This window comes from Vibrio sp. CK2-1 (assembly GCF_021726515.1).
Lineage (GTDB): Bacteria > Pseudomonadota > Gammaproteobacteria > Enterobacterales > Vibrionaceae > Vibrio.
On the sequence record NZ_JAKKCJ010000002.1, the window covers coordinates 632,355 to 659,246 of the forward strand.

Consider the following 26,892-nt stretch of genomic DNA (forward strand, 5'->3'; position numbering starts at 1 on the left):
TGGAGATGTCCCTTGGAACCAAGTAAGAATTTGTCTGAATCACTGTTTAAAAAACATCAGCATGCCAAAGAAACGTCGAGTTTCATCAGTTATCTATCAGAAAGTCAGGACTTGTTAGATACCAACCAAAAACGCAGCAAAAGTGCCTGGTATCGAGCTTTGCGTCGTATGCAGTGGATTTGGCAGGGGTTAGATCCGATTGAAATTGAATCAGTCCTTGCTCGCATCGCCAGTTCAGGGAACAAACATAATCATCCCGATTGGCTTGATACGATAGCAGGCTACCGCCCGGGAAATTGGTCGTATGAATGGAGCCAACAAGGCGCGATTCATCAGAAAAAAGCAGCGTTATTGAAAGGTGAAGCCGCCTCAGATGAGTACTTTATCGCAAGCTTATGCTTTAGCGTTGCCAGTTACCCACACCTTAAAGGGGATAATCTCTCTATTCAGGCTCAAGTGCTTGCCAATAAAGCGTATTCTGATGCGATGGAACATAGCCCTTATGTCACAAAGCAACTGAAAATCCCATATAAAAACAAAAAGATCATGGCTAATCTTCACCTACCTCACACTGAAAAGTCGCTACCTGTTGTGATCGTGAGTGCTGGAATTGATAGCCTACAAACCGACATGTGGCGTTTATTTCGAGACTTTCTTGCCAAACATGAGATAGGCATGCTTACCGTTGATATGCCGGGCGTTGGTGCCAATATCCATTGGTCAATGACCGAAGATTCAAGCTGCCTACATCAAGCGGTACTCAATGAATTGCCAAATATCCCTTGGGTTGATCACTATAAAGTGGGCTTAGTTGGTTTTCGATTTGCCGGTAATGTGATGGCAAGGCTTTCATTTATCGAGCAAGACAAAATAGCAGCGTGCGTTGCTTTAGGTGCTCCCATTCATGATCTACTGTCTGATGCGAATAAATTCAGCATAATGCCGAAGATGTACTTGGACGCTTTGGCGTCTCGTATGGGTAAAAACGCCGTGGATATTGCGAGCTTTTCTAAACAAGTTCGCGCTTGGTCATTGAAATCACAAGGCTTGCTTGCCGGTAGAAAAACCACCGTACCAATTTTAGCGCTGGGGTTAGAAGGTGATCCGGTAGGTTCTAAGATGGATAATCAAAGTCTGGCAAGTTTTAGTCAGGGTGGAAAAGCGATTGAATTGAGAACAAAGTCAATTTCACAAGGTTATGATCAAGCGCTCACTTCTGCAGTCGACTGGTTGAAAGTAGCACTCAAAAAGTGACATTTGTGATCGAATAGTGAACTATAGATAACCAGGGTCAATGGATTGTTGATCTTCTTTAATAATAATGTATGGAGAATTCAATGACTGACGCTTCTGCACCAACTCACTATCGTTTAATGACCGCTTTGAAAGCGATTGGCCCTTATTTACGTGAAGGTGAATACGAGTCGGGTACTTACTTGTTTGATTGCTTGTCTGTCTGTGTCGATGATAAAAAGTCACCGGAGTTAAGAGAGTTTTGGGGCTGGTGGTTAGAGTTAAACAAGCAAGAAGATAACTTTGTCGCCAACTACACCTTGGGTAAATACGATGAAAAAGGCGATTGGGTTGATATAGCGATCCCTAAAAAATCACAACTTGAAGTGGAAAGGACATTAGAAGAATTCCATAAAAAGCTTGTTTCTGTATTGTCTGGAAATTACAACTACACGGTTAGTCTTCATAAAAACTCGGTTGATACTCTTTAATTAGCCGCAACATTATCTGAATAGAGAATATTGTAGGGCGTGTTTGTGGATTATCCGCAACACGCCTTATCTTTTACTTGTGAAATGGCGCTTGTATTGATACAACATCAAGATATCTTATACCCAAGTTACTTGGATACACCCTTTTATTATTTTCATTTTTGACAGGAAACACATGTCAACTCAAGCCTCTTCAAATCAAAGCGGAAACAACAGCCAAGTGGAATCTCAAACCATAGTGGTAAAATTGGGAACCAGCGTGCTGACCGGCGGAACCTTAGAAATTAATAAAGCTCGTATGGTTGACCTTGTTCGCCAATGTGCAGAGCTAAAAAATCAAGGCCATCAAATTGTTATTGTCTCTTCTGGCGCAATTGCTGCAGGGCGAGAGCATCTTGGTTACCCCGCATTACCCAACTCGATGGCAAGTAAGCAATTATTAGCCGCCGTTGGGCAAAGCCGCTTGATTCAAGTTTGGGAGTCATTATTTGAATTGTACGGAATTAAAATTGGACAAATGCTGCTCACCCGTGCTGATTTGAAAGACCGTGAACGTTTTCTGAATGCGAGAGATACCATTAATGCCTTAATTGAACATGGCATTGTGCCAGTGGTTAATGAAAATGATGCGGTCGCAACAACTGAAATCAAAGTTGGCGATAATGATAACCTTTCGGCATTAGTTGGTATTTTATGTGGCGCCGATAAACTGTTGCTATTGACCGATCAGTCGGGTTTATTCACAGCCGATCCTAGAAAGAACCCTGATGCAGAATTAATCCGCGAAGTGAAAACCATTGATGAAACACTGCGTAAAATCGCCGGTGGCAGTGGGACGACTTTAGGTACTGGTGGCATGGCAACGAAATTACAGGCGGCGGATATTGCAAGACGTACTGGTATTGAAGTAGTGATTGCCGCAGGAAGCAGTCCAAATGTGATTGTTGATACTTTGAGTGATAATCCTCAAGGTACACGCTTTCTGGCTTTAGAAGAGTCATTAGAAAACCGTAAACGCTGGATCTTAGCGGGCCCTGCTTCTGTGGGCGATTTGGTTTTAGATGATGGTGCCGCCAAAGCCGTTATCGAGCGAGGTAGTAGTTTATTAGCCAAAGGCATCACGCAGACTCAAGGCACTTTCTCGCGCGGAGATGTGGTTCGTTTGCGTAATCAGCAAGGGCAATTGTTAGCCAAAGGTATTGTGAGCTATTCAGATACCGAGTTAGCGCTATTGATCGGTAAACACAGTACTGAGATTGAAGCAACACTAGGCTATGCGTATGGTGCCACCATTATCCATCGCGATGATTTGGTTGTTATTCAAGAATAGTTTGGCAAAAGAATTTAAGGAAAAGATTGTGGATTTAACATTAATGGGTCAAGCGGCCAAGCAAGCCGCATTTCAATTAGCGACAGCGTCAACTGCTCAAAAAAATAAAGCACTCTCGATCATTGCAGATGAGCTTGAAGCAAATGCGAGTACGATTTTAGCGGCTAATGCCCAAGACATTGAATTAGGTCGTCAAGCGGGTTTAACCGATGCGCTGTTAGATCGTTTGTTGCTCAATGAATCTCGTTTAGCGGGCATTGCGGCTGATGTGCGTAATGTGATTAATCTTAATGATCCAGTTGGTAGTGAGATTGACAGTAAAGTTCTAGAAAGTGGCATGTCACTTTCACGCCGTCGCGTGCCTTTAGGGGTTGTCGGGGTGATTTACGAAGCACGCCCTAATGTGACGATTGATATTGCCGCCTTGTGTTTGAAAACCGGTAATGCCAGCATTTTGCGTGGTGGCAAAGAGACCTTCTTTTCTAATATGGAATTGGTCAAAGTGATTCAAATTGCGCTTGAAAAAGTCGGCCTACCTGCTGCTTCGGTGCAATACATTGAAAAGCCTGATCGTGAATTGGTTTCACAATTGCTAAAACTGGATGATTATGTCGATATGATCATTCCTCGCGGTGGTGCGGGTCTGCACAAAATGTGTAAAGAAAATAGCACGATTCCGGTGATCATCGGTGGCTTTGGTATCAGTCATATTTTTGTCGATGAAACGGCAGACTTAGTGAAATCAATCGATGTGATTGAAAATGCGAAAGTACAGCGTCCATCGGCTTGTAACTCTCTGGATACCTTATTGGTGCATGAAAAAGTTGCTGCTGAGTTTTTACCTAAACTGGCAAAACAGCTCGGTGAAAAAGTAGCTTTAGTGGCCGAACCAAAAGCAAAAGCAATATTAGGTGAAAATGAGCAAGTACGTGATGCTCAAGAAGGTGATTTTGATACCGAATGGTTAAGCTACACCTTAGGCATCAAAGTCGTTAGCGATATTGCGGAGGCGATTGACCATATGCAAGTGCATAATGCGAGTCACTCTGATGCCATCATGACAGAATCAATCCGTAATGCTGAATTATTCATTAACTCGGCAGGTTCAGCAGCAGTATACGTTAATGCTTCTACACGCTTCACTGATGGCGCTCAATTTGGTTTGGGTGCGGAAGTGGCAGTATCTACTCAAAAGCTACATGCACGCGGCCCTATGGGCTTAGAAGAGCTGACAAGTTATAAGTGGGTGGGTAAGGCGGATTATTTAATTCGAAGCTAATCCGCTGCGCGGAGGTTGCGAGTTTCGAGAGCGCTTCGCTTCGAGTCGCGAGAAAAAGCTCAAAAAGATTGGCCGTTTGAAATTCAGTCTTTGTCCTTTAAATTCCGTATTGTTCAAAATAAAAAAAGATCGTGGTGAGGACCACGATCTTTTTTTATGTCTAACTCGAAATAACTTACGTGTATCTTAAGGCTGTAAATAGCCGCTTAATTTCTCTTCGGAACTCGAAGCGAAGCGTACTCGGATCTCGTAACCTACTTTATTTCAATCCCTTGTGCTTGCATATCGGCATGGTACGAAGAACGTACGAATGGGCCACATGCGGCATGGGTAAAGCCTAGTTCTAGAGCGATTTCTTTTAGCTCATCAAACTCAGAAGGCGGTACATAGCGTTCAACCGGCAAGTGGTGACGGCTTGGTGCTAAGTATTGTCCTAGTGTCAGCATCGTCACGCCGTGAGCACGTAGATCTTTCAGTACTTCGACAATCTCTTCTTTGGTTTCACCTAAGCCCATCATTAAGCCAGACTTGGTTGGAATATGCGGATGTTGCTGTTTAAATTTCTGCAGGAGTTGCAGAGACCATTTATAGTTGGCACCAGGGCGAGCTCGGCGGTATAAGCGAGGCGCAGTTTCTAGGTTGTGGTTGAACACATCTGGCGGATTGTCTTTCATTAGATCTAGTGCGACATCCATACGACCACGGAAATCAGGCACTAACGTTTCAATTTTAATATTTGGATTCTTTTCACGAATCGCTTTATTACACTCAGCAAAGTGTTGTGCGCCACCATCACGTAGATCATCTCGGTCAACCGAGGTGATCACTACGTATTTTAGTTTCATATCAGAAATAGTTTGCGCCAGTTTCTGTGGTTCATTGGTTTCCGGTGCATTAGGGCGACCATGCGCCACATCACAGAAAGGACAACGACGAGTACAAATCGCGCCTAAGATCATAAAGGTCGCGGTGCCGTGATTAAAGCATTCGGCAAGGTTAGGGCAAGATGCTTCTTCACAAACTGAGTGAAGATCATTTTTACGCATCGCAGCTTTGATATCTTGAATACGCTGACTATCAGCAGGCAGTTTTATTTTCATCCATTCCGGCTTGCGTAAGATCTCCGTCTTTTCCACTGCAACCGTCTTGGTTGGAATTAGTGCCATTTTATCAGCGTCACGATACTTAACGCCTTTTTCCATTTGGATTGGTTTACTCATAACTTCCTACTTACTTTTTAAAGCGGGTGCTGATTTTCAGCGGCTTTCTGTCGTAACGTCAACTTGGGTATATTCAAGTTGCTGAGTGATTTTTTCAATTAACACGGCTTCAACACTGGCAACGGAGTTTGGTCCGTTAACATCTTTAACTTGTATCATTTCCATGCCTGCATACCCACAAGGGTTAATACGTAAAAATGGTGATAAATCCATATTGACGTTTAAGGCTAGGCCATGAAAAGAACATCCTTTACGAATGCGTAAACCTAATGAGCAGATTTTACGCTGTTCAACATACACACCCGGAGCATCTGGTCGTGCGGCGGATGTGATGCCAAATTCATTGAGAGTGGCAATGACGATATTTTCGATATTTGTTACCAGTTCACGCACACCGATATTTTTACGGCGTAAGTTTATCATGAAGTAAGCGACAATTTGCCCCGGCCCATGATAGGTCACCTGTCCGCCACGGTCACTCTGCACCACTGGAATATCTCCAGTATTTAATAAGTGTTCAACTTTACCAGCCTGACCTTGGGTGAAGACGGGATTGTGTTCAACTAGCCAAACTTCATCAACTGTCTGAGCATCTCTTTGATCAGTAAATTGATGCATCGCTTGCCAAACAGGAAGGTAGTCTTGACGACCGAGTTGCCTAATCACAACATGATTTGGCGACGCAGTAGGGGATTCTAATGTCTCGGCCTGAGCTGATTGACTATCCATGTGCAAAATCCTAACGCAGAGTGATGTGTAGTGAAGGAGGCTAAAACTGGATCAGCTAACGATTATAAACTTGTTTATCAATACTAACTACGGATAAGCAGTAAGGGTATAGCGGTTTGTTGTCGTTATTTGAACTGATCCAAACTTTGTTTTTATAAACGTTCTCTATAAAAGATGCGTTATAAAACCATGCGTACGATTTCAATTTCACCAAGCTCTTTATATAAAGTTTCAACTTGCTCAATTGAAGTGGCAGTAATGGTTACTGATACTGAGTTGTAAGTACCTTTACCGCTTGGTTTGACGCTTGGAGAGTAATCACCTGGTGCGTGTTTTTGAATAACGCTTAGAACAAGATCCGGTAATTCTGGTTTCGCATAGCCCATCACTTTGTAGGTAAATTGGCATGGGAATTCAAGTAAATCTTTTAGTTTTGGTTGCTCTTGCATACCGTGCTCCTGAAAGGGGAAAGGTGCGATAAAGCGTGAATAGTAATGGGATTGACGTAGGATCTCAACTATCACGTACTATCCATATCGCATAGATTATGTGCTTTTGTTTTAAGTCGATGGGGTATTGATTAGGAATATAAATAAAATTAACGGTTTATCATATCGAGGCGTTGAGCATCAAAAAAACAAAAAAAGCCGCAATGAAAGCGGCTTTTGAAGTTAGCGAGTTCTACTTAACTGTTATAAGAGACTTAGAACCAGCTCTTAAATAGTAGAATGATGTAGTCGATTAGGCGGCTGAAAATGCCCCCTTCTTTAACATCTTCTTGAGCAACAAGTGGGTACTCAGCAACGTCTTTACCATTTAATTGGTAGAACAGTTTACCAACTACTTCACCTTTGTTGATAGGAGCTTTAAGCTCTTTATCTAACACAAAGCTAGCCGCTAGGTTTTTCGCTTGACCACGAGGTACGGTAACAAAAGTATTCTCTTGTACACCTAAAGAGATTTCGCTCTTATCGCCCATCCAGATTTTTTCTTTAACGAACTCTTCGCCCGCTTTGTGTGGCGCAACGGTTTCAAAGAAGCGGAAGCCAAAGTTTAGAAGCTTTTTGCTCTCTGCTTTACGAGCGTTTTCACTCTTAGTACCCATAACAACAGATACTAGGCGCATATCGCCTTCTGTTGCAGAAGTCACTAGGTTATAACCTGCACCGCTTGTATGGCCTGTTTTAATGCCATCTACGTGCATGCTCTTATCCCACAATAGACCATTACGGTTGTATTGAGTAATGCCGTTGTAAGTGAATGATTTTTGAGCGTAGAGTTTGTATTCTTCTGGTACGTCACGAATTAACGCAGCACCTAAAATAGCAAAGTCGTGTGCAGTCGAGAAATGCTCATCGTTGTCTAGGCCGTGAACGTTCACAAAGTGAGAATTCACCATGCCGATTTTTTGTGCCCACTGGTTCATTAAATCAACAAATGAATCTTCAGAGCCGGCAATGTGCTCAGCCATCGCAACACAAGCATCGTTACCTGAAGTCACGATGATGCCTTGGTTTAATTTATCAACCGTTACCGTTTTGCCCACTTCGATGAACATTTTTGAAGAATCAGGGAAGTTTTTCGCCCAAGCTTTTTCACTGATCACAACTTCATCAGAGCGTGAAATGCTACCTGATTTAAGTTCTTGACCAATTACGTAGCTGGTTAGCATTTTAGTTAAGCTCGCAGGGTGGCGACGCTCATCCATATTTTTCTCAGCTAAGATTTTGCCTGAATGGTAATCCATTAACACAAAGCTTTGTGCTGCAATTTCTGGAGCATTAGGCACTACGATAGGGTCGGATGCAGAAGCATTCAATGAAACCAAAGATGCTGAAAGTGCTAATGAAGGTACTAGCAATGATGTTAGATATTTAGCCGTATTTTTCATGAGATAAATGCTATCAATATTTTAGTGGAAGTAAATTTTTCGTATTCTAACAGAAACTTTTCTAGAAATCAGATATGGATCAAAGTCTACGAAATTAGCAAGATCGTTTAACCGCTAGACGATAAAGAGCTAAGGTTTGGTCGATTTTATTTACGCGTTCGGTGTTTCATAAAGGCGGATTGGTAGCCGCTTTGTTGAAGTTTATGAAGCACTTCATTCGCTTGGTCTTGATCTTTCCAAGGGCCAAGCATGATGCGATTAATACTGCTCGAATTTTCGACACTGTATTGTGATGCGTATTTTTGACCAAGATTTTTCGCTAAAGTTCGCGCTTTTTCGGAATCAGAAACGGCGGCGACTTGGATCAGATATTCTTGTTTTGAATAAGCATGATCGACCTTGCTTTTAGGAACCGTAATATAGTCAATTTTGACTGGAGCAGTACCCGCTTGGTAGACACCGAGTTTGTAAGCTGCGGCGTAACTTAAATCAATAATACGACCGTCATGGAAAGGTCCACGGTCGTTAATTCGAACGATAGCGGTTTTACCATTTGCGGTGTTGGTGACTTTGACATAGCTAGGAATAGGCAAGGTTTTGTGTGCCGCAGACATGGAATACATATCGTACACTTCGCCGTTTGACGTCAAATGACCATGAAATTTCTTACCGTACCAAGAAGCATAGCCTGATTGAGTAAAGTCTTTGGTGTCTTTTACGATTTTATAATCTTTACCACGTAGGGTGTAGTCACGGTTACCACCACGGCTAAAAGGCTCATAGCGAGGGTGGGCATCTTCTACATTGGCGACAGAAATTGGATCTTCAGGTGCGACATCATCTGATAGTTTGTATCGCTCATCTGGAGACGATGAGCAACCCGCTAAAAGAGTGAAGGCCATCCATAGGCCGTAACGGCAATATTTTTTCATTAATTTAATTCGCCTTTGAAAGCATTTTTCTATGAGTGTGAATTGACATTAAAATACCGAAACCAACCAACAGAGTGATCATCGAGGTACCACCGTAGCTGATTAGCGGCAAAGGTACACCTACTACAGGTAAAATGCCGCTTACCATGCCAATATTTACAAAAACATAAACAAAGAAGCTAAGTACAACACTGCCTGCCATCATTCGACCGAAAGCAGTTTGCGCTTGTGTCGCTAAATATAAACCACGTGCGATGATGAATAAGTATACCGAGAGCAAAAATGTCACGCCGATAATACCCCATTCTTCTGCGATAACTGCAAAGATAAAGTCAGTATGTCGCTCTGGAACAAATTCAAGTTGCGATTGGGTTCCATGCAACCAGCCTTTGCCAGTCAAGCCGCCAGAGCCAATGGCGATTTTACTTTGAATAATATGGTAACCCGCCCCAAGCGGATCGGATTCTGGATCAAATAATGTTCTCACCCGAGTTTTCTGGTACTCGTGCATTAAAAAGAACCAGAGGATTGGAATGAATCCACCGATTGCAGCAGCAGCGGCAATGATAATTCGCCAACGGATACCGGCGAGGAAAATAACGAAAATACCTGAAGCGGCAATCAGTATTGACGTTCCTAAGTCTGGTTGTTTAGCGATTAAAATAGTCGGTAAGCAGACCAAAATTAATGACACCGCTAAGGTACGGAATGTCGGGGGTAGAGGTTGTTTACCGATGTACCTTGCAATCATTAAAGGCACAACTAACTTCAAAATTTCCGATGGCTGAAAGCGTGGGCCAAAGCCTAGACTTAACCAACGTTGAGCGCCTTTAGAAGTCTCGCCAAAGAACAATACACCGAGCAATAAGATGATCCCGATGAAGTATAAGCTTGGCGCTAAGGATTCCATTGTTCTTGGCTTTACTTGGGCGACAGCAAACATGACGGTTAGAGATAGCAACATCCTCATGGCTTGCTTGTCCATCATTTCATAGCTTTGTCCACTGGCGCTATACATGATAACTAGACCAATTCCCATCAATAATAAGATACCAAGTAGTAGAGGTAGGTCGATATGCAATCGTTCGAAAAATGAACGGTTTTGCCCAGTGGCAGGATCCATTTTCATACTACTTGTTATCCTCTTTATCTGCATCCGCGTCATCAGGTGATTCAACGAGTACATGGTCAAAAATTTCACGGGCGATTGGGCCGCCGACGCCAGAGCCACCACCGGCATTTTCAAGCACCATGGCGACGATAAGTTTAGGATCTTCCAACGGTGCGAAGCCCATTAATAATGCGTGATCGCGTAAGTGTTCTGCGACTTCATCGGCGTTATATTTCTCACCTTCTTTTAATCCATAAACCTGTGCGGTACCGGATTTGACGGCAGCTTCATATTTTGCACCATAGAAAGAACGGCGTGCGGTGCCTCGAGAACCTGTCGCAACCAAGTGCATGCCTTCTTTGGCGATTTCCCAATCAGAATCTTTAACTCCAGTAATGGTCGGGAATGTTTTGATTGGGCTCAATACTGGTTTTTGATCGGGTTCGGATTTATCGATAGTCGCACGAAGAAGGTGAGGCGCTCGCACTTTACCGTGTGAAACTAATACCGATAATGCTTTAGCAATTTGCATCGGTGTTGCTGTCCAATAACCTTGCCCAATACCGACAGGTATAGTGTCACCTTGATACCAAGGCGTGCGGTGGCGAGCCATTTTCCAGTCACGAGTCGGCATATTGGCGCTGCTTTCTTCATGTAAATCAATACCGGTATATTCACCAAAACCGAATTTATTCATCCATTTAGACAGGCGATCGATACCGAGATCAAATGCGATTTGGTAGTAGAAAGTATCAACCGATTCTTCAATGGATTTTTTGACATCAACCACACCGTGTCCCCAGCGGCTCCAGTCGCGATAACCTTTATGGCTTCGTGCATGCGGGATATACCAAATTCCCGGATCATTACGGGTGGTTTTGGTGGTGATCACGCCTTCGGTTAATGCCGATACCGCAATAAACGGTTTCACCGTCGAAGCGGGTGGGTAGATCCCTAAAGTTGCTCGGTTTACCAATGGGCGGTCTGGATCATTTAATAATTTACTATAGGCCTTACCACTGATGCCATGAACAAAGGCATTGGGATCATAACTTGGGCTAGATACCATCGCGAGAACGCCATTATCAGCAGGATCGAGAATAATGATCGAGCCACGGCGGTGATCCATTAATTTATAAGCGTATTGCTGTAGCTTAATATCTAAGTTGAGAACGATATCTTTGCCTGGAATAGGCGGCACGTATTTTAAAGTACGAATGATGCGGCCTCGGCTGTTAACTTCCACTTCCTGATAGCCAGATGTGCCGTGTAAAACATCTTCGTAATAACGTTCGATGCCTAACTTACCAATATCACGAGTTGCTTGATAATTAGAGACTTTATCTTCTTCGGTTAAGCGCAAAATATCGCGGTCATTGATGCGAGAAACATAGCCCAAAACATGGGTTAAGGAGGAACCGTACGGATAATAACGTTTCAAGGCGGCAGTGATTTCTACCCCAGGAAACTTATATTGGTCGACAGAAAACTTAGCTACTTGTTCGTTAGTTAACTGAGTTAATAGTGGAACCGGTTTGTAGTGTCTAATGTGCAGTCGCTCTTTTTGGAAGGCAGCAACTTGCTCATCAGTAATGGTTAAAATTTTACGCAGCTCTTCGATGGTCTTATCGATATCAGGGACTTTTTCTGGCGTAATTTCAAGGCTATATACCGGGCGGTTAGACGCCAGTAATTCACCATTACGATCGTAAATAAGACCGCGATTGGGCGCGATCGGGACAATTTTAATTCGGTTGTCGTTTGAACGAGTTTTATAGTCTTGGTATTGATCGACTTGGATGTAATAAAGGTTGGCTAGCAAAATGCCAACCAACACAATGATGCCCATAAACGCAACAATTGAGCGTCGTGCGAACAATTTAGCTTCAGCAGTGTAATCGCGTATTTGGCTACGTCTACGTCTCATTCTTTATTATTCTCGGTGGTACGGGTGATTAGCTGTGACGCTCCAAGCTCGGTATAGGCTTTCAGCCATGATCACGCGAACCATTGGGTGTGGCAAAGTCAGTGGTGATAATGACCAACTTTGATCGGCAGCAGCCTTACACGCTGGCGCAAGTCCTTCAGGGCCACCAATTAAAATCGACACATCACGGCCATCTAGTTTCCAAGCATCGAGTTGAGAAGCCAATTGACCGGTATCCCAACGTTTGCCTGGAATGTCTAATGTTATAATGCGATTCCCTTTAGGTACAGCGGCTAGCATCGCTTCGCCTTCTTTTTGCAGAATCCTTGCAATATCAGCATTTTTGCCACGTTTTCCGGCTGGAATTTCGACTAAATCAAACGGCATATCACTTGGGAAGCGACGCTGATATTCGTAAAAACCGTCTTCGACCCATTTAGGCATCTTGGTTCCGACTGCAATAAGTTGAATTTTCACTTACTGGCTCCAACAGAGTGGTAGGGTATTAACCCCACAGTTTTTCCAATTGGTATAAATCACGAGATGCTTCTTGCATGATATGAACCATGACTGATCCCATATCGACTACGACCCATTCGCCTTCATCTTCACCATCAATACCTAAAGCTTCAATGCCGGCGATTTTCGCTTCTTTCGCAACATTATCTGCAATGGAAGCAACGTGGCGTTTTGAGGTGCCAGTACATACGATCATGTAGTCAGTTACGCTTGATTTACCTTTAACATCTAGTGTGATGATGTTTTCAGCTTTCATGTCATCTGCTTTATCAGCAAGAAAATCTTTTAACTCATTCAGTTGCAAAGTATTGCCTCTTTAATATGGTATTTAATGGTACTTCTTAATGGTAAGGGGAAATACCGGGTTTGGAAAGAAACCACCGAATTGAAAGTCTATTGGGTGGTCAAATAGGTTGATCTAAACGAGATAACGCCGCTGTCGGTTGGCATAGCTCGATGGATAGTTGGCTGAGCTTTGGCCAAGGTTCTTGATCAAAGGTTGTTTTGACCGACAACTCTAATTGGCACAATAGATGAACTTGTTTTTGTAAAAACGCTAAGTTTAATCGTTGTAGTGCCGATGTATAGAGTGGGCGTTTGTTTTGCCAGATTCGGTGTTGATCAAATATTTTACCGAGTACCGCGCCATGATCAAAAGCTTGTCTCATTTCGATAAGTAGAAAGAGTTCTTTTTGGATGGTGCGCAGTAATATAATAGCCTCTTGGCCTTCGGCTTGCAGTTGACGCAAGATTCGCTGAGCTCGTTTGGCTTGGCCCGCAAGGAGGGCATCGGTCCATTGAAAAGGAGTAAAGTGGTTATGTCGGCTTAGTGATGTCTCTACTCTTGGCAGAGTCAGATTACCATCTGGGTACAATAGCGCTAATTTCTCTAAGCTTTGCGCCAGTGCCAGTAAGTTACCTTCATGCCATTGCGCTAGCATTTGTACCGCTTCGGCATCGGGTGTGAGCTTTAATTTACGACAACGTTGTTGGACAAACTGTGGTAACTGACGCAGCTCCGGGCTATTGCAACTAACGAGTAGACCATTTTGATGCAGAGCTTTAAACCACTTGGTATTTTCTTGAGCACGCGACAGCTTATTGCCAATCACCACCAATAAAATGTCAGGATTTAACATGCCTGCTAAGTTAACCAGTTCTTTGGCGCTCGCAGCGGTGACACCAGTTTCGGGAATCTCTAACTCAATAATCTGCTGATTAGAAAATAAGCTCAACGCTTGGCAGCAATCAAATATCTGATTCCAATCAACTTGTTTATCGAGAGTAAATCGCTGTTTGTCTAAGAAGCCTTTATCTTTGGCATGTTTATACAAAAGATCTTTGCTTTCTTGCAGCAATAAAGGCTCGTTCCCCATTAATAAATAAATAGGGAAGGATTTTCGCTCGAGGTTTTCAGCCAGTTTATCGGCAAATATACGCATGGTGATTACGGCGTTTCAGTTGGAGAGTCGCTGGTGACTGACTCGTCACTATCACTTGATACTTTACTAGCGCTAGATACTTCACTGGTAGAAGTCGTTTGCTCTACGCCTTCATCAATAGTGATGGTTTCTGGTTGATTCTCAGTACCATCAATATTGGTTGGGAAATCTTGTAGCTCATCACTTCCTGCTGGAGTAACGACTAGCTGGGCTTTCAAACGAGCCATTTGACGTATGATTTGCTCTGCGGCTTGTTCACGCATCTCTTCAACAATCAGATCTCGTTCAACCGATTTTGCCAGTGCGGCTAATGGGTTATCTAGGTAACTACGAGTAATATTAACGTTAAAGGTTTTTTTGTCATAACCCGGAACCGACACTTGGTAAGACACACGGTAAGACAATTCATATTCCGCCGCTCGTGAGTTTTGGTACAAGGATAAGGTGCGACCATTATCACTGTCATCATTGGCGGTTTCACTGACTAGGTGTAGGTTTGTGATATTGGCACCAGGAGAAACAACATCCACACCGTTAAGGCGTAATTGGTTTTTCACATCACGAGTGATTTGGTTATAAGAGTCAAAACTGGTAACGGAAATGGTTGAAACTTCTTCAGGTAGTAGATAGCTGCCTCTGAAGTGGAAGCCACATGCGCTGGTCATCATGGCTAGGCCGATAATGGCAAGAAGACGTACATGAGAACGAGAAAACAAATGTGCCACTAAGGAGTACCTCAAATCGGTTTAAATATGTTGGGTGCTTATCTTATAAATTCTTTGGCTAAAAACCTATAAGATAAGCGTAAGCACCTTTCGATGCCTACGCTTTTAATTTTTATCTGTGCTTATGATTAACTAGCAACGATGTTCAATAGTTTACCTGGTACGTAGATGACTTTACGAACCGTTAAACCATCGGTGAACTTAGTTACATTTTCATCACTTAGGCCCATCGCTTCAATATCATCTTTACTGATATCAGCAGGAACCGTTAGTTTTGCACGAAGCTTACCATTCACCTGAACGATGATAAGTTTCTCATCTTCCACTAAGGCTTTTTCATCAAATGTTGGCCACTCACAGCTATCGACATCTGATTCACCTAAAGCGTTCCATAATTCATGACAAATATGTGGAGTGATAGGGTAAAGCATGCGAACAACCGCTTTTAGTGCTTCATCAAGAATCGCGCGATCTTGTGCGTTTTCTTGTGGTGCTTTGCCTAGCTTGTTCATTAATTCCATGATAGCGGCGATAGCAGTGTTGAAAGTCTGACGACGGCCAACATCATCGCTTACTTTAGCAATGGTTTTATGAACATCACGACGTAGCGCTTTTTGGTCGCCAGTTAATGCTGCAACATCTAGTGCTTCAACGTTACCTTTAGCCGTATGCTCACCAACTAATTTCCATACGCGACGTAAGAAACGGTTTGCACCTTCTACACCTGATTCTTGCCATTCTAGTGTCATATCAGCAGGAGAAGCGAACATCATGAATAAACGAACAGTATCTGCACCGTATTTATCAACCATTTCTTGTGGATCAATACCGTTGTTTTTCGACTTAGACATTTTGATCATGCCAGAGTGCTCAACGTTACGACCTTGGTTATCAACCGCTGTTTCAATGCGGCCTTTACCATCACGCTCAACGGTTACATCTGTTGGAGCTATCCACTCTTTAGTGCCTTTTTCATTGGTGTGGTAGAAAGCATCGGCTAATACCATACCTTGACAAAGCAGCTGCTTGAACGGTTCATCAGACGTTACATAACCTGCGTCACGTAATAATTTGTGGAAGAAGCGTGAGTACAATAGGTGCATACAAGCGTGTTCAATACCGCCCACATATTGATCCACTGGTAGCCAGTAGTTGGCTTTTTCTGGGTCTAGAATATCGTCCGCTTGTGGGGAACAGTAACGTGCGTAGTACCAAGATGATTCCATAAAGGTATCAAAGGTATCCGTTTCACGTAGTGCATGTTCGCCATTGAAAGTGGTTTCTGCCCATGCTTTATCGGCTTTAATTGGGCTAGTTACACCGTCCATTACCACATCTTCAGGTAGGATAACCGGAAGTTGGTCAGCAGGAACAGGATGCACTTCACCGTCATCTGTAGTCACCATTGGAATTGGTGCGCCCCAGTAACGTTGACGAGATACGCCCCAGTCACGTAGACGGAAGTTAACGGTTTTCTTACCTTTATCTTCAGATTCTAATTTCGCAGCGATAGCATCAAAAGCCTCTTGGAAATCAAGTCCATCGAATTCGCCTGAATTAAATAACTTACCTTTTTCAGTGTAAGCCGCTTCAGAAACGTCTGGTTGGTTACCTTCTTCATCAAGAATGACTGCTTCGATATTTAGGCCGTATTTGGTTGCGAATTCAAAGTCACGTTGATCGTGAGATGGAACTGCCATTACTGCGCCTGTGCCGTAATCCATTAATACAAAGTTAGCTACATAAACCGGTACTTCTTTGCCGTTTAATGGATGAATGGCAGTTAGGCCTGTATCCATGCCTTTCTTTTCCATTGTTGCAAGTTCAGCTTCAGCAACTTTGGTGTTTTTACATTCTTCACAGAAAGCAGCCAGTTCTGGGTTATTTTGTGCAGCAATGGTAGCCAGTGGGTGACCAGCGGCAATACCTACGTAAGTTACACCCATTAGCGTGTCAGGACGTGTGGTATACACTTCAAGGTCAGCTTGGTCTTTCACTTTAAAGGTTAATTCAACACCTTCAGAGCGACCGATCCAGTTGCGCTGCATGGTTTTTACCATCTCAGGCCAACCGTCTAGGTTATCTAGATCGTCTAATAACTCTTGTGCGTACTCGGTGATTTTAATAAACCACTGTGGAATTTCTTTTTGTTCAACTGGGGTATCACAACGCCAGCAGCAACCGTCTTCTACTTGTTCGTTAGCAAGAACCGTCATGTCGTTTGGACACCAGTTCACAGAAGAGGTTTTTTTGTAGACTAGGCCTTTTTCATATAATTTCGTGAAGAACTCTTGTTCCCAACGGTAGTATTCAGGTGTACAAGTCGCAAACTCACGGTTCCAGTCATAACCAAAGCCTAATAGTTTAAGCTGGTTTTTCATGTATTCGATGTTTTCGTAAGTCCAAGGTGCTGGCGCAGTTTTGTTTTTAACTGCAGCATTTTCAGCAGGTAGACCAAACGCATCCCAACCAATAGGTTGCATGACGTTTTTGCCCTGTAGACGCTGGTAGCGAGAAACCACATCACCGATAGTGTAATTACGAACGTGCCCCATGTGCAGGCGGCCACTTGGGTAAGGGAACATAGACAAGCAGTAGAATTTTTCTTTGCTTGGATCTTCTGTTACTTCAAATATTTTGCTGTCATCCCAGTGCTGTTGAACCTTTGGCTCAATGTCTTGAGGATTATAATGTTCTGATAATTTCACTTTATGCTCTTGCATCGATGATATCCGGTAATCGTAGATTTGTGAGATCGGTTAAAACCGATAATACTTGATCAGCATAGAATACCTTAAAGGGGTTGCGCACAACAATAGGCAATGTGACCCTGTAGTTAACTAGATGGTTAAGGAGAGCAATATGTCAAAGCGTAATCAAGACTATAAAAAGCTATTAGAAGAGATTATTGAAAGCTTAAAGCATACGCCAGAAGAGCTAAATAAAGCGCTCGATACGCCCAAGAAGATGTGGCAAGCGACTAAAGACATGACTAAAGATGAGTACGCGCTTATTAGCCGATATGTGAAGTCGGATCTTAAAGAGTTTGCGGAAAATTATGAAAAAGACAAAGAAGCGATTGCTAATGACCCATTTAGAGACGTTATTGCAGAATCTATTTGGCAAGGCTTACTCGATATTACCGATAAAACACAAATCGAGTGGATGGAAGTGTTTCAAGATATTGAGCATAAAGGGCTTTATGAAGTCGGCGATGTGATCGGGTTAGGTGCTTTGGTGTGTGAAAAATGTGGTCATCGACAAGAGTACAGCCACCCTTGTGAAATTACCCCTTGTATTCAGTGTGGTAATGGCGCCTTTACTCGCGTGCCATTAAAACCTTGATCACACAATTGATCGGTTTATTTCATGCGGTAAATCAAAAAATGTGAATTGAAGCACCTTGTTTCAGCGCTACAAGACTAAAAATTGATAGAGATTAATATTTGTTGTGATGCCTTTTGGTAGTTTCTTGCAATCAAAATTACTAAAAATTTGAAGTTTTATCTCCAAGTCAGTTGGATATAGCTAAAAACTTCTAAAGATAAAAGGCAAACATTTATGTTAGAACTATTAGTTGGTCTGGTTGTGACCATTGCAGTAGGCTACTTTATTGTAAAAGGTTATAAGCCTACTGGTGTGCTTTTAACTGCCGGTACGGTGTTGTTATTATTGGCCAAACCATTAGGTCACTCAGTACTACCTGAAGGCATGGAATCAACCGGTAGCTTTTTTACCGATGCGCTGTTTTTCTTAAAAAATACCTTACAAGGTTATAATGGCGGTTTAGGTCTACAAATCATGTTGTTGTGTGGTTTTGCTTCTTACATGACACATATTGGTGCCAACAACATTGTTGTGAAGCAGTTTTCTAAACCACTATCTTTTATTAAGTCACCTTATGTTCTTTTGGTGGCGGCTTATATTGTTGCGTGTTTAATGTCACTAGCGGTAAGCTCAGCAACTGGACTAGGTGTGCTGTTAATGGCGACATTGTTCCCAATGATGACAGCTATGGGGATTTCTCGTCCTGCGGCAGTGGCAGTATGTGCTTCTCCGGCGGCAATTATCTTATCGCCAACGTCTGGTGATGTGGTTATCGCGGCACAAAAATCTGGTATTCCTCTACACGTTTTTGCGGTTGAAACCGTACTACCGGTATCTATTTCAGCCATTATCGTGATGGCGATTGCGGCTTTCTTCTGGAACAAGTACCTAGATAAGAAAGACAATACGCCAATGGAAAAAGTCGATATATCTCATATTGATACTAGTGCGCCTGCTTATTATTCTATTCTGCCATTCCTACCAATTGTGGGTGTGTTCTTATTTAATGGCGAAACCATCCCAGGCATGACATTAGACATTTATACTATCGTAGTGCTTTCTATCTTTATTGGCGCTGTGGTTCATTACGTTTCTAACCGTTTTGATGGTAAGAGAGCAGTCGAAGATTTAGAAGTATGTTACCAAGGTATGGCGGATGCGTTTAAAGGCGTAGTAATGCTATTAGTTGGTGCTGGTTTATTTGCTCAAGGCTTAATGTCGGTTGGTGCGATTGATACTTTACTTGGTCTTGCGGATAACGCAGGTGCAGGCGCAGTGGCACTGATGTTACTTCTTACGGCTATTACGGTTGCCGCTTCAATTGCAACAGGCTCAGGTAATGCCTCTTTCTATGCGTTTGTTGAATTAGCACCGTCACTTGCTGCGAAAATGGGTATCAACCCAGCGTTCTTGATTATTCCAATGCTACAAGCTTCAAACTTAGGTCGTACCATTTCGCCAGTTTCGGGGGTTATTGTTGCTACGTCAGGTATGGGACAAGTAAACCCATTTGATGTGGTGAAGCGTACCTTTGTGCCAGTTGTTTGTGGTCTGGCAACTGTGATTATCGGTACTGTGTTCTTAGTACCAATGATGGCTGCTTAATAAATCGATTTTCAAAAGCTCACAGGTTTGTGGGCTTTATTTTTTTAGGAGCGTTTATGTCTCATACATTTGATCTTAAAACTTATATTCAACAGCTAGAAACATTAGTTAATGTTGATTGCGGTACGCGTACTCCACAAGGTGTCGCGAAAATTGCCGATATCCTGACTCCAATGTTTGAACAAATTGGCTTTACGGTGACTCGTCATCATATTGATGATAAAGCTGGCCCATGTTTGGAAATTACCAATAAGCCCGGTGCGGAACAATACGATGTAATGTTAAGTGGCCATATGGATACGGTTTTCCCAGAAGGTACTGTCGCACAACGTCCATTAACTTTTGATGAAGAAAAAATTTATGGTCCAGGCACCTCGGATATGAAATCAGGCATCTTAAGTGCTTGGTATGCCTTACAACAGCTGACAGATGAAGAAAGAGAAAATCTGGCAATCGTCGTGGCATTAAACTGCGATGAGGAAATTGGTTCAATGTATTCTCGTCCTTGGATTGAAGCTATGGCGAGAAAGAGTAAGCGAGTGTTGGTGTGTGAAGCGGCCCGAGTTAGCGGTAATTTAATCCGCTCACGTAAAGGTAATGCCAAATATGAATTGGTATTTAAAGGCGTTGCTTCTCACGCTGGTTCTGCATTGCAAGACGGTGTATCAGCGATTTATGAGTTGAGTCATTGGTCACTAGCGATTAAAGATCTAGTCAACCTTGAAACCGGCACTACCATGAATGTTGGTATTATCGAAGGTGGCCTTGCGGTGAACGTTGTGCCTGATTACGCTAAAGCGACGGTTGATTTACGTTTCTGGAGTAATGAAGAAGCAGAAGCGATTGATGCTAAGTTACGTGAAATGGCGAAAACACCGTTTGAGAAAGGTGCAAGCGTTGAAGTAAATCGTTTAGCGTTTAAACCATCGATGCAGCCAACTGATGCAACGGAAGAAATGATCAAGCTTGTCAGCGAAAAAGCGGATGAACTAGGTATTCAATACGGTTGGGAAGATGCTGGTGGCGGCTCTGATGGTAACTTTACAGCTAATGTAGGTACACCAACGTTAGATGGTTTTGGCCCAATGGGTGCTGGTTTCCATTCTGACAAAGAATACCTACTCATTGATTCGATCAAACCTCGTATTGATTTATTAGCCAGTGTTTTAAAGAGCTTTGCTTAATAACCACTCCAATACTTAATATTTCTTTGACGATAAAAAGCCGCGTAAGTTGAATGACTTACGCGGCTTTATTGTTTTACACAAATCAGTTTTAAACGAATCAGAAAGTATTTTCGTTATTCGTAGCTGAGGCTATTTATTCGCTTTTCTTTGTTGAAACCAAATCGCAAATAATCCCACGGCACACCATAGGTATAACAACCAAGATCCTAACGTTCTATAAGGCGTATTGCCTGATGTTGACGTCACTTCAGCTTTTAAAACTTCCGTTTGGAACTGTGGTACTTGTTTGGTAATGCGGCCTTTGTAATCGGTGACAGCCGTTACACCATTGTTGGTAGCACGAATAAGCGGTTTACCAAGCTCTAGGGCGCGCATACGAGCAATTTCCATATGTTGCAATGGACCAATCGAATGGCCAAACCAAGCATCATTAGAAAGCGTTAAGATGAAATCGGTATCAGGCGTCACATTTTGGCGTACTTGCTCGCTGAAAATGATTTCATAACACAAAGCGGCGACTAGGTGACGGCCGTTAGCAATGAGGTTCGGCTGAATGAAATCACCACGCTGGAATGAAGACATTGGCAAGTTAAAGAAAGGTGCGATAGGGCGCAGCAAGTCACCAAATGGTACAAACTCACCAAAAGGTAATAAATGGTGTTTGCTATAGCGTTTAGCCGTATCGTAATCGTACGGGCCTAAGCCATTTTGACCGAGCGTTAGAACGTTATTATAAAAACGTCCCATATCATCTTGCGATAACACGCCAGTAATTAAAGCGCTGTTATTGGTTTTTGCCGCGGTATCTAAATTATGTAGAAATGCTGGTAAATCAGATTCTAAAGCAGGAATTGCCGCTTCAGGCCAAATAATAATATCGGTGCCCCAATTGTCTCGGCTGATATCGGTATATTTCATTAAGGTAGGCCAGCGATGACTCGGCACCCACTTCATTTTTTGATCGATATTGCCTTGGATAAGAGCAAATGAGGTTTTGGTTGAAGGATCCGGTTTTACCCATGAGACCTGGTTTAAAGCAAAAGCAACCACGAAAACAGCAGTAGGTATCGCCAAGTAAGCCCATTTTCTTGTCATAGCGACCAAAGCGAAACTACCCGCAATAAGCCATAGCATGAGGGTAATTGCTTCAACACCAGATACTGGCGCATACGCATTCAGTGGGCTATCAATTTGGCTGTACCCTAACCATAGCCACGGAAAACCAGTCATCACCCAACCACGTAACCAATCGGTGATGAGCCAAATGATCGGAGCGGCAATCACTAAACGTTGGGTCGTTGTCTTCGGGAAGAAACGGTTGAGCAGGGCGCCAAATAGCGCTGGGTAGAGCGCTAAGTAAGCCACCAACAAACTCATTAGAGTGACGCTGGCAATCTTAGGCATGCCACCAAAGGTATCGATACTGACATGTACCCAATTGATGCCCGTGCCAAATTGACCTAAGCCCCAAGCAAAAGCAATCCAAAAACCAAACTTGGTGGATTGTTTATTAAGAAGTAGCAGTAGAATGAAAGGGCTTAAAATCGCAATGGGCCAGTAAGAAAATGGCGCAAACGCAAGGGTAGTTGTCGCGCCAATAAAAGCGGCCAATAAAGGCCGCCCAATGCGCTGAATCCAAATTGTTTTCATAGGTTCAGATTGCTTTTTAGGTTAGAGAAGCTTCGCTGCTAATCGTTACTTTCAGGTTCGATATTGGTTTCTGAGTTGGTTGGAATCGTGACTTGTAGTTGAATCACTTTACGGTTGTCTGCTGCCGTCACTTTAAAGTTGTAGCCATCCAGTTCAACCACTTCACCACGCTCTGGTAGGTGACCAAAGGTCAGAGTAACCAGTCCACCAATAGTATCGACTTCTTCATCACTGAAATTAGTGTTAAAGGCATCGTTGAAATCATCAATATCGGTCAATGCACGAACTGAGAAGGTGTGCTTGCTCAGTTGGCGAATATCGGCGGCTTCTTCATCATCGAATTCATCTTCGATTTCACCCACGATTTCTTCGAGAATATCTTCGATGGTGACAAGGCCAGAAACGCCACCAAACTCATCGACCACAATCGCCATGTGGTAACGCTCTTCGCGGAACTCTTTTAGTAGGCGATCAACCCGCTTACTTTCCGGCACAACAACCGCAGGACGTACTACTTCATTTAAGATGAATTCAGTACTGTCTGACACCAAGTAACGTAATAAGTCCTTGGCAAGTAAAATACCTTCGATATGGTCTTTATCTTCATTAATCACAGGGTAGCGAGAGTGAGTCGCATCAATGATTAAGGTCGCTAAAGAATCTAGGTCATAGTCACGGCTAATAGTGACCATTTGCGAGCGTGGGATCATAATGTCACGTACTCGCATTTCCGATATTTCCATCACTCCTTCAAGCATATCTCGTGTATCAGGATCGATCAGATCGTTCTCTTCTGAATCACGAAATACTTCGACGAGCTCTTGGCGATCTTTAGGATCACCTTGAAATAGATGAGCTAGGCGTTCGAAGAAGGATTTTCTACTGGGACCTTCAGATTTATCATTATTGCCTTCATTATGTGAAGGCGAGGTACTGTCGTTCATGTCTACTCTTTCATTAACGCTATCAAAAGCGGATAGCTCGCATATGCGTTCACTTAGTAAATTAAGTAACGGCTATTATTCTTTTTCAGAAATGTACGGGTCATCAAATCCGAGATTTTGCATGATTTCGGTTTCAATGCTTTCCATTTCTTCAGCTTCTTCATCTTCGATATGGTCATAACCTAGCAGATGAAGACTACCGTGTACAACCATATGCGCCCAATGCGCTGACAGCGGTTTATTTTGCTCTTTTGCTTCCGCTTCAACTACTTGCTTGCAAATGATTAGATCACCAAGTAAGTCGATTTCGATACCTGGAGGCGCTTCGAAAGGGAATGATAGCACGTTAGTTGGCTTATCTTTGCCTCGGTAATCACGATTTAATTGTTGGCTTTCTTCGTTTTCAACAATGCGAATAGTCACTTCTGCTTGAGGCTGAAATAAGGTAATCGCCGATTCCAACCATTGTTGTAACTGGGCCTCAGTAGGAAGCCCTGTTGTTTCTTCGACTGCAATTTGAAGATCGAGTTCAATAGCCATAGTTTGTATTATTCCGCATCTTGCTCTTGTTGAGGACTGGCTTGCTGAGGATTAGCAGCCGAAAATAACGCGGCTGCTTGAGCTTCACGTTGTTCTCTTTCTTCTCGGCGACGCTTTTCTATCGCTTTCTTTTCTTTTTGATCTTGCGCTTCCCATTTCTCGTAGGCATTAACGATACGAGCAACCACTGGGTGACGAACGACGTCATCGGCTAGGAAGAAATTAAAGCTGATGTCTTCTACTTCTGATAGTACTTCAATCGCATGACGTAAGCCTGAACGAGCCCCACGAGGCAAATCGATTTGGGTAACGTCGCCAGTGATCACTGCACGTGAGTTAAAGCCGATACGGGTTAAGAACATTTTCATTTGTTCTACCGTTGTATTTTGGCTCTCATCAAGAATGATAAAGGCATCGTTTAAAGTACGGCCACGCATATAAGCAAGCGGTGCCACTTCAATGACGTTACGTTCAATTAACTTTTCAACGCGTTCAAAGCCCAGCATTTCAAATAAGGCATCATAAAGTGGACGCAAATAAGGGTCGACTTTCTGGCTTAAATCACCCGGCAAGAAACCAAGTTTTTCACCCGCTTCAACCGCTGGACGAGTTAATAAAATACGACGAATTTCTTGGCGCTCTAGTGCATCAACCGCTGCGGCAACCGCAAGGTAGGTTTTACCTGTACCAGCAGGCCCAATACCAAAACTAATGTCATGGGTCACCATGTTGACTAGGTATTGACCTTGATTTGGTGTACGAGGCTTAATCACACCTTTTTTGGTTTTGATGAAGACTTCTTTGCCGTATTCCATCGGCTGCTCTTGGTGTTGCTCAAGAATGCCAGATTCTTTTACCGCGAGGTGAATTTGCTCGGGGTCTAAATCAGGGATCGTGCCACGTACCGGGGCCGTATCGACATACAAATCTTTGATAATATCTAACGCAGCTGCGGCAGTATGAGGCTTGCCAGTAATAGTGAAGAAGTTACTGCGGTGGTTAATTTCAACGCCTAAGCGACGTTCAAGGTGTTTGATATTGTCATCAAAAGGGCCACAAAGACTCGAAAGTCTGTGGTTATCGGAAGGTTCTAGGTTTACTTCAAGCGTTACGATTTTATTGCTCACGTTTTCCCTCGCTATAAGCGGTTCGTGCTTTAATACCAGCTATTCGAACCGCTTTATTGAACTTATCTTAATTCTAAGATGGTGTTAGGGCGTGAAAGTAACAACCCCTAATTCATCTTCTTTGCGTGTTTTTTTCATCATTTCAGCCGGAGATACTGCTGAGCGTAAGCCCATTTCCGCTTCAGTACGAATTAAAGTACCACGAAGTGAGTTAGGGTGAACTTCAGTAATATGAACGTCAACAAATTGACCAATTAAGTCTGCTGAACCTTCAAAGTTAACGACGCGGTTATTCTCTGTACGGCCACGTAATTCCATCAAGTTTCTCTTCGATGGGCCTTCAACAAGAATGCGTTGTTCAGTATCAAGCATTAAGCGAGAGTATCGCATAGCTTGTGCATTAATTTGTTGTTGAAGCTCATACAATCTTTCTTTCTTCTCAGACTCAGGTACATCGCATGGGTAGTCTGCCGCAGGCGTACCTGGACGAGGAGAGAAAATAAAGCTAAAGCTCATATCAAAATCAACATCTTTGATAAGCTTCATTGTATCTTCAAAGTCTTTCTTCGACTCACCAGGGAAGCCAACGATAAAGTCAGAACTGATTTGAATATCAGGACGAGCTTTGCGCAGTTTGCGAATAATCGATTTATACTCAAGGCCAGTGTGTGGGCGCTTCATCATGGTAAGAATGCGATCTGAACCACTTTGTACCGGTAGGTGTAAGAAGCTCACTAGCTCTGGTGTATCTTCGTATACCGCAATGATGTCATCGCCAAACTCTAATGGGTGGCTGGTGGTAAAGCGAATACGGTCGATACCATCGATAGATGCCACTAAACGTAACAATTCAGCAAAAGTACAGATATCGCCATCGTGCATCGGGCCACGGTACGCATTAACGTTTTGACCTAGTAGGTTAACTTCGCGTACGCCTTGCTCGGCCAGTTGAGCGATTTCAAATAATACATCGTCCATAGGACGGCTAACTTCTTCACCACGAGTATAAGGTACCACACAGTAAGTACAGTACTTCGAGCAGCCTTCCATGATAGAAACGAATGCAGTTGCACCGTCAGCACGAGGCTCAGGTAAGCTATCGAATTTCTCGATCTCTGGGAATGAAATATCCATCACAGGGCCAGTGTTGGCTTGTGATTGTTTGATCATTTCAGGTAGACGGTGAAGCGTTTGTGGTCCAAAGATAACATCAACAAATGGCGCACGTTGACGGATATGGTCACCTTCTTGAGTCGCTACACAGCCACCCACGCCAATCACCACACCTTCTTTTTTGTCTTTTAAGGTTTTCCAACGACCCAGCTGGTGGAAAACTTTCTCTTGTGCTTTCTCACGAATCGAACATGTATTGAGTAATAATACATCTGCTTCCGCTGGATCTTCAGTTAGCTCATATCCATTTGCGGCATTAAGTAGGTCGGCCATTTTCGATGAATCGTATTCGTTCATCTGACAGCCCCAAGTTTTAATTAGCAGTTTCTTACTCATTTCACATTCGCTCGTATTAAATCAGTGTTGGGTTGAGCTTTTGCTCATCGTTATGCTAGTTGAGTGCCATTTTAAATCAGGCTTAAATCTAGCAAGCCGCGTATTGTACTGGTTTAAATCCAACCTGACTATACCCTTTGTACTTGAAGTATAGATCTTAGGAGCACAAAGCTT

At 43.0% G+C, this 26,892-nt stretch carries 24 protein-coding genes; 7 read left to right on the forward strand and 17 right to left on the reverse strand.

Going from position 1 to position 26,892, the window contains the following annotated elements; all coding sequences use genetic code 11:
• Nucleotides 1-12 precede the first annotated feature (12 nt).
• The 4 genes from frsA (at nt 13) to L3V25_RS07810 (ending at nt 4,333) form a co-directional block, all read left to right on the forward strand.
• Nucleotides 13-1,254 (forward strand): esterase FrsA, encoded by a 1,242-nt coding sequence (gene frsA, locus L3V25_RS07795; RefSeq protein ID WP_237294828.1) that lies wholly within the window; start codon nt 13-15, stop codon nt 1,252-1,254.
• 83 nt (nt 1,255-1,337) lie between these two features.
• Nucleotides 1,338-1,724 (forward strand): sigma factor-binding protein Crl, encoded by a 387-nt coding sequence (gene crl, locus L3V25_RS07800; protein WP_237294829.1) that lies wholly within the window; start codon nt 1,338-1,340, stop codon nt 1,722-1,724.
• A 175-nt stretch (nt 1,725-1,899) separates the two neighbouring features.
• Nucleotides 1,900-3,054 (forward strand): glutamate 5-kinase, encoded by a 1,155-nt coding sequence (proB, locus tag L3V25_RS07805; RefSeq protein ID WP_237294830.1) that lies wholly within the window; start codon nt 1,900-1,902, stop codon nt 3,052-3,054.
• Between the two features lie 28 nt (nt 3,055-3,082).
• Nucleotides 3,083-4,333: a glutamate-5-semialdehyde dehydrogenase gene (locus L3V25_RS07810; protein ID WP_237294831.1), complete on the forward strand. Its 1,251-nt coding sequence runs from the start codon at nt 3,083-3,085 to the stop codon at nt 4,331-4,333.
• A 254-nt stretch (nt 4,334-4,587) separates the two neighbouring features.
• Here the strand turns inward: L3V25_RS07810 and lipA are convergent, their stop codons facing one another.
• From lipA to leuS, 12 genes are all read right to left on the reverse strand, one after another.
• Nucleotides 4,588-5,553 carry a lipoyl synthase gene (lipA, locus tag L3V25_RS07815; protein WP_237294832.1) on the reverse strand — a complete coding sequence of 322 codons (966 nt, stop codon included), beginning with the start codon at nt 5,551-5,553 and terminating at the stop codon, nt 4,588-4,590.
• Between the two features lie 36 nt (nt 5,554-5,589).
• A complete protein-coding gene (gene lipB / locus L3V25_RS07820) occupies nt 5,590-6,282 on the reverse strand; it encodes a lipoyl(octanoyl) transferase LipB (RefSeq protein ID WP_237294833.1) in 693 nt (230 codons plus the stop codon).
• A gap of 179 nt (nt 6,283-6,461) precedes the next feature.
• Nucleotides 6,462-6,731 carry a DUF493 family protein YbeD gene (gene ybeD, locus L3V25_RS07825; RefSeq protein ID WP_027697515.1) on the reverse strand — a complete coding sequence of 90 codons (270 nt, stop codon included), beginning with the start codon at nt 6,729-6,731 and terminating at the stop codon, nt 6,462-6,464.
• A 254-nt stretch (nt 6,732-6,985) separates the two neighbouring features.
• Entirely contained in the window at nt 6,986-8,173 is a 1,188-nt protein-coding gene (locus tag L3V25_RS07830; protein WP_237294834.1) for a serine hydrolase, read from the reverse strand.
• 146 nt (nt 8,174-8,319) lie between these two features.
• Nucleotides 8,320-9,105, reverse strand: coding sequence for a septal ring lytic transglycosylase RlpA family protein (locus L3V25_RS07835; RefSeq protein ID WP_237294835.1), 786 nt, complete (start codon nt 9,103-9,105; stop codon nt 8,320-8,322).
• 4 nt (nt 9,106-9,109) lie between these two features.
• Complete coding sequence (gene rodA, locus L3V25_RS07840) at nt 9,110-10,234, reverse strand: rod shape-determining protein RodA (RefSeq protein ID WP_237294836.1); 1,125 nt, start codon at nt 10,232-10,234, stop codon at nt 9,110-9,112.
• 1 nt (nt 10,235) lies between these two features.
• Entirely contained in the window at nt 10,236-12,143 is a 1,908-nt protein-coding gene (gene mrdA / locus L3V25_RS07845) for a penicillin-binding protein 2 (protein WP_237294837.1), read from the reverse strand.
• A gap of 6 nt (nt 12,144-12,149) precedes the next feature.
• Nucleotides 12,150-12,620 (reverse strand): 23S rRNA (pseudouridine(1915)-N(3))-methyltransferase RlmH, encoded by a 471-nt coding sequence (gene rlmH, locus L3V25_RS07850; RefSeq protein WP_089122503.1) that lies wholly within the window; start codon nt 12,618-12,620, stop codon nt 12,150-12,152.
• 28 nt (nt 12,621-12,648) lie between these two features.
• A complete protein-coding gene (gene rsfS / locus L3V25_RS07855) occupies nt 12,649-12,966 on the reverse strand; it encodes a ribosome silencing factor (protein ID WP_237294838.1) in 318 nt (105 codons plus the stop codon).
• Between the two features lie 100 nt (nt 12,967-13,066).
• Complete coding sequence (holA, locus tag L3V25_RS07860; RefSeq protein WP_237294839.1) at nt 13,067-14,104, reverse strand: DNA polymerase III subunit delta; 1,038 nt, start codon at nt 14,102-14,104, stop codon at nt 13,067-13,069.
• Nucleotides 14,105-14,109: 5 nt separating this feature from the next.
• On the reverse strand, nt 14,110-14,829 hold the full coding sequence (lptE, locus tag L3V25_RS07865) for an LPS assembly lipoprotein LptE (RefSeq protein ID WP_237294840.1): 720 nt from the start codon (nt 14,827-14,829) through the stop codon (nt 14,110-14,112).
• A 128-nt stretch (nt 14,830-14,957) separates the two neighbouring features.
• Nucleotides 14,958-17,552 carry a leucine--tRNA ligase gene (gene leuS, locus L3V25_RS07870; protein ID WP_237294841.1) on the reverse strand — a complete coding sequence of 865 codons (2,595 nt, stop codon included), beginning with the start codon at nt 17,550-17,552 and terminating at the stop codon, nt 14,958-14,960.
• Between the two features lie 139 nt (nt 17,553-17,691).
• Between leuS and L3V25_RS07875 the strand changes: the two genes are divergently transcribed.
• From L3V25_RS07875 to L3V25_RS07885, 3 genes are all read left to right on the forward strand, one after another.
• Entirely contained in the window at nt 17,692-18,174 is a 483-nt protein-coding gene (locus tag L3V25_RS07875) for a zinc ribbon-containing protein (RefSeq protein WP_237294842.1), read from the forward strand.
• A 216-nt stretch (nt 18,175-18,390) separates the two neighbouring features.
• Complete coding sequence (gene dcuC, locus L3V25_RS07880; protein WP_192999903.1) at nt 18,391-19,761, forward strand: anaerobic C4-dicarboxylate transporter DcuC; 1,371 nt, start codon at nt 18,391-18,393, stop codon at nt 19,759-19,761.
• Between the two features lie 56 nt (nt 19,762-19,817).
• The gene (locus L3V25_RS07885; protein WP_237294843.1) at nt 19,818-20,945 is read left to right on the forward strand and encodes a M20 family metallopeptidase; all 1,128 of its coding nucleotides are present in this window, start codon (nt 19,818-19,820) and stop codon (nt 20,943-20,945) included.
• Nucleotides 20,946-21,077: 132 nt separating this feature from the next.
• Here L3V25_RS07885 and lnt read toward each other — a convergent pair whose 3' ends face one another.
• The 5 genes from lnt to miaB form a co-directional block, all read right to left on the reverse strand.
• Nucleotides 21,078-22,598 carry an apolipoprotein N-acyltransferase gene (gene lnt / locus L3V25_RS07890; protein WP_237294844.1) on the reverse strand — a complete coding sequence of 507 codons (1,521 nt, stop codon included), beginning with the start codon at nt 22,596-22,598 and terminating at the stop codon, nt 21,078-21,080.
• Between the two features lie 38 nt (nt 22,599-22,636).
• Nucleotides 22,637-23,542, reverse strand: a complete 906-nt coding sequence (gene corC / locus L3V25_RS07895; protein ID WP_089123553.1) for a CNNM family magnesium/cobalt transport protein CorC — start codon at nt 23,540-23,542, stop codon at nt 22,637-22,639.
• 75 nt (nt 23,543-23,617) lie between these two features.
• Nucleotides 23,618-24,082: an rRNA maturation RNase YbeY gene (gene ybeY / locus L3V25_RS07900; protein WP_237294845.1), complete on the reverse strand. Its 465-nt coding sequence runs from the start codon at nt 24,080-24,082 to the stop codon at nt 23,618-23,620.
• A gap of 8 nt (nt 24,083-24,090) precedes the next feature.
• On the reverse strand, nt 24,091-25,209 hold the full coding sequence (locus L3V25_RS07905; protein ID WP_237294846.1) for a PhoH family protein: 1,119 nt from the start codon (nt 25,207-25,209) through the stop codon (nt 24,091-24,093).
• 84 nt (nt 25,210-25,293) lie between these two features.
• Entirely contained in the window at nt 25,294-26,718 is a 1,425-nt protein-coding gene (gene miaB / locus L3V25_RS07910) for a tRNA (N6-isopentenyl adenosine(37)-C2)-methylthiotransferase MiaB (protein ID WP_027697498.1), read from the reverse strand.
• Nucleotides 26,719-26,892 lie beyond the last annotated feature (174 nt).